The organism is Burkholderia sp. HAN2018, from assembly GCF_024704855.1.
GTDB classification, from domain to species: Bacteria; Pseudomonadota; Gammaproteobacteria; order Burkholderiales; family Burkholderiaceae; genus Burkholderia; species Burkholderia cepacia.
The window spans coordinates 1-3,529 of record NZ_QOBB01000396.1; the positions used below are offsets into that span (position 1 = coordinate 1).

General features: G+C 70.5%; 3 protein-coding genes and 1 pseudogene. 1 reads left to right on the forward strand and 3 read right to left on the reverse strand.

Annotated elements, in window-relative coordinates; genetic code table 11:
* A pseudogene (locus DPV74_RS39990) lies at window positions 1–150 on the forward strand (RNA 2',3'-cyclic phosphodiesterase); the annotation flags it as partial.
* Window positions 151–301: 151 nt separating this feature from the next.
* Here DPV74_RS39990 and DPV74_RS39995 read toward each other — a convergent pair.
* The 3 genes from DPV74_RS39995 to DPV74_RS40005 form a co-directional block, all read right to left on the reverse strand.
* A complete protein-coding gene (locus DPV74_RS39995; protein WP_119339191.1) occupies window positions 302–1,636 on the reverse strand; it encodes a D-amino acid dehydrogenase in 1,335 nt (444 codons plus the stop codon).
* Window positions 1,637–1,661: 25 nt separating this feature from the next.
* Complete coding sequence (locus DPV74_RS40000) at window positions 1,662–2,924, reverse strand: MFS transporter (RefSeq protein ID WP_027788552.1); 1,263 nt, start codon at window positions 2,922–2,924, stop codon at window positions 1,662–1,664.
* 247 nt (window positions 2,925–3,171) lie between these two features.
* The coding region (locus tag DPV74_RS40005) for an SDR family oxidoreductase (RefSeq protein WP_119339192.1) at window positions 3,172–3,529 on the reverse strand (358 nt) is incomplete at its 5' end.

A 3,529-nucleotide genomic window follows, 5' to 3' on the forward strand; every position in this document is an offset into this window, starting at 1 on the left:
GGTGCGCCCGGGCGGGCGGTCGCGGTGCGTGTCGACGCGCTGACGTTGTTCGAAAGCCGGCTGTCGCACGAGGGCGTGTCGCATCGGCCGGTCGCGTCCGCGCCGATCGCATGGGCGGACGGCGAGGCGGACGGTCCGGCGCCGCAGTGAGCGGCTTGCGCGCCGCGGTGTGATTGCCGGACGCGGTGTGTATCGCGTCGGCGATATCGTCCGGCCAGCCGGGCCAGCCGGGCCAGCCGGGCCAGCCGGGCCAGCCGGGCCAGCTGGGCCACCGCGCCACCGTGCCACCGTGCCACCAGCCCTACCGGCCGTAGCGCGCGAGCGTCAGGCCCGACAAGTCGATCTCCGGTTCCCGCCCCGTGACGAGATCCGCCACCACCTTCCCCGACCCCATCGACATCGCCCAGCCCGTCGAGCCGTGGCCGACGTTGAGCCAGAGCCCGTCGATCCCGCTCGCGCCGAGCAGCGGCGGCCCGTCGGGCGTCATCGGCCGGCGGCCGACCCAGAAGCGCGCCGATGCGCGATCGGCCGCATGCGGGAACCAGTCGTCGAGCACCTTCATCAGCGTATCGAGCGCCTGCCGGCGCAGCGCTGCGTGCCGGTTGCCGAGTTCCGCGGTACCCGCGACGCGCAACGTCGGGCCGAAGCGCGTGATCGCCGTCTTCAGCGATTCGTCCATCAGCGCGGCGTGCGGCGCTTTTTCGTCGTCGACGACGGAGAGCGTCGCCGAGTATCCCTTCACCGGATAGAGCGGCACGTCGATGCCGTGCGGCCGCAGCAGTGCGGCGCTGTCGACGCCGAGCGCGACGACGATCGCGTCGGCGGCGAGCCGCGCGTCGCGTTGCTTGCCGCCGGCGTTCGATGCGAGCGGATGCGCTCGTGCGCGATCCGGCGTATCGCCATCCTCGTTGCCGTTACCGACGATCCGCACGCCGCGCACCCGGCCCGCTTCAACGTCGAGCGCCTGCACGTCCGTGTGAAAGCGGAACGTCACGCCGTCTGCTTCGCACAGCGCCCGCAGTTCACGCGTAAAGCGCGCGCAGTCGCCCGCTTCGTCGTCGGGCAGGTAGATGCCGCCGACGGGCGCCTGCCGCGCCCAGCGCAGTCCCGGCTCGATCGCCGTGCAGCCGGCCGCATCGAGCTCGCGAAACGCGATGCCGGCGTCGCGCAGCACCTTCAGCGCGGGCTGCACCATCTGCACGTCGAACGCGCCGCGCAGCAGCTGGAGGTAGCCCCGGCTCGCGCCGTAGTCGAACGGATGCCGGTCGCGAAACGCGTGCAGGCATGCGCGGCTGTAATAGGCGATGCGCTGCATCCGCTGCTTGTTCACACGAAACCGCTCGAATTCGCATTCGCGCAGCCAGCGCGCGATCCAGCGCCACTGCGCGGCTTCGAGCGTCGGCCGGAAGATCAGCGGCGACGCGGGCTCGAACAGGTACTTGAGGATCTTGCCGGGCATCCCGGGGGCGGCCCACGGCGTCACGTAGCCGGGCGCGATCACGCCCGCGTTGCCGAGGCTCGTCGCCTGCGCGACATCGGCCTCGCGTTCGATCACGGTGACCTCGCAACCGGCTTCGCGCAGGTGCCAGGCAGTGGTGACGCCGATCACGCCGGCGCCGAGAACGATCACGTGCATGCGGTTTCCGGAACGTGGCGGTTGCTCAGGACGCGACGGCCGGATCGTCGACGAGCGACTTGCCGCGCGTTTCCGGCAGGACGAGCGCGGCGACGATCACGAGCAGGTAGCCGCCGCCCGCGACGAGGCCGATCGCCTTCACGAGCGACATCGACTGCGACAGCGAGCCGACGAGGATCGGGAAGAACGAGCCGAGCCCGCGCCCGAGGTTGTAGCAGAAGCCCTGGCCTGAGCCGCGGATCGCACCGGGATACAGCTCCGACAGGTACGCGCCGACGCCCGCGAAGATCCCTTGCACGACGATCCCGAGCGGGAAGCCCAGCAGCAGCATTGCGGTGTCGGTGATCGGCAGCATCGTGTACGCCATGCCGAGCGAGAACGAGCCGATCGCGAACAGGATGAACGACGCGCGGCGGCCGAGCCGGTCGGACAGGATCGCGCCGACCACGTAGCCCACGAACGAGCCGACGATCAGCACGACGAGATAGCCGCTCGTATTGAACACCGACAGGTGGCGGACGGTTTTCAGGTAGGTGGGCAGCCACGTCGTGATCGCGTAGTAGCCGCCCAGCATCCCGGTGCACAGCGCGCTGCCGAACAGCGTCGCGCGCAGGTGCGGCGGCGAGAAGATCTCGAGGAAGTGGCCCGACACGCGGCCTTCGTCGCGCGCGCGGCGGGTGGCCGTGTAGATGTCCGGATCGCTGACGTTGCGGCGGATGTACAGGATCCACAGCGCGGGCGCGATGCCGATCCAGAAGCATGCGCGCCATGCGACCTGCTCGGGCAGCAGCGCGAAGAACGCCCAGTAGAGGATCGCGGCCGCGCCCCAGCCGAACGACCAGCTGCTCTGCACGGTGCCGACGGCCTTCGCGCGGTGTTCGGGCGAGCGGATCGTCTCGGCCATCATGATCGTCACGACCGACCATTCGCCGCCGAAGCCGAAGCCCTGCAGCGTGCGTGTCGCGAGCAGTTGCCAGAACGAGTGGGTGAAGCCGGACAGGCACGTGAACAGCGCGAACGTCGCGATCGTCCACTGCAGCACGCGCACGCGGCCGTAGCGGTCGGCGAGGATGCCGGCGACCCAGCCGCCGAGCGCCGACGAGATCAGCGAGCTCGTCGCGATCATCCCGGCCTCGCTCTTCGTCATGCCCCAGGCTGCGATCAGCGTCGGAATCAGGAACGAATAGATCATGAAGTCGAACGCATCGACCGCGTAGCCGCCGAATCCGGCATACAGCGTCCTGCGTTCGCGTGTCGACAGCTCGTCGAACCACTGGAATGCCTGCATGTTTGCCGTCCCCCCTGTTGTCTCGTCCTGTCTCGCGCTGCCGCGTGGCGGTTATTTTACGGGCGGGGAGCGGGGCGCCAAAAAGACGGGAGCGAGGGCGCGATGGCGCGGCGGGCGGCGAGGGTGGGAGGGCTGCGTGGAACGGCGGGTGTTCCGGGAACGTGCGAGTGCCGATCGCGCTCGCGTGCCACGCCAACGTCGGTGGCAGCGACGTCCCGCGCATCCGCACGACGTACGGCCGCTCGATTCAGAGCGTCAGGCCGCCGTCGATGTGGACGATCTGCCCGGTGATCTGTCGCGCCGCATCCGACAGCAGGAACGCGATCAGCGCGGCGACGTCGTCGGGTTCGGCGATCCGGCCGAGCGGTGTCGCCTGTTCGGCCTGTGCCCACGCGTCGGCGTTGCCGGCGCTCGGCCCGTGGTCCTTGCGCGTGAAGCCCGGCGCGACCGCGTTGACGGTGATGCCGCGCGCGGCGAATTCGGCGGCGGCGGTGCGCACGAGCGATTCGAGCGCGGCCTTCGCGGCAGCGGTGGCCGCGAACGGCGCGTCGGCGCGGTAGCGGTGCGCGACGAACGAACTGACCGCGACGATCCGCGGCGCGGCC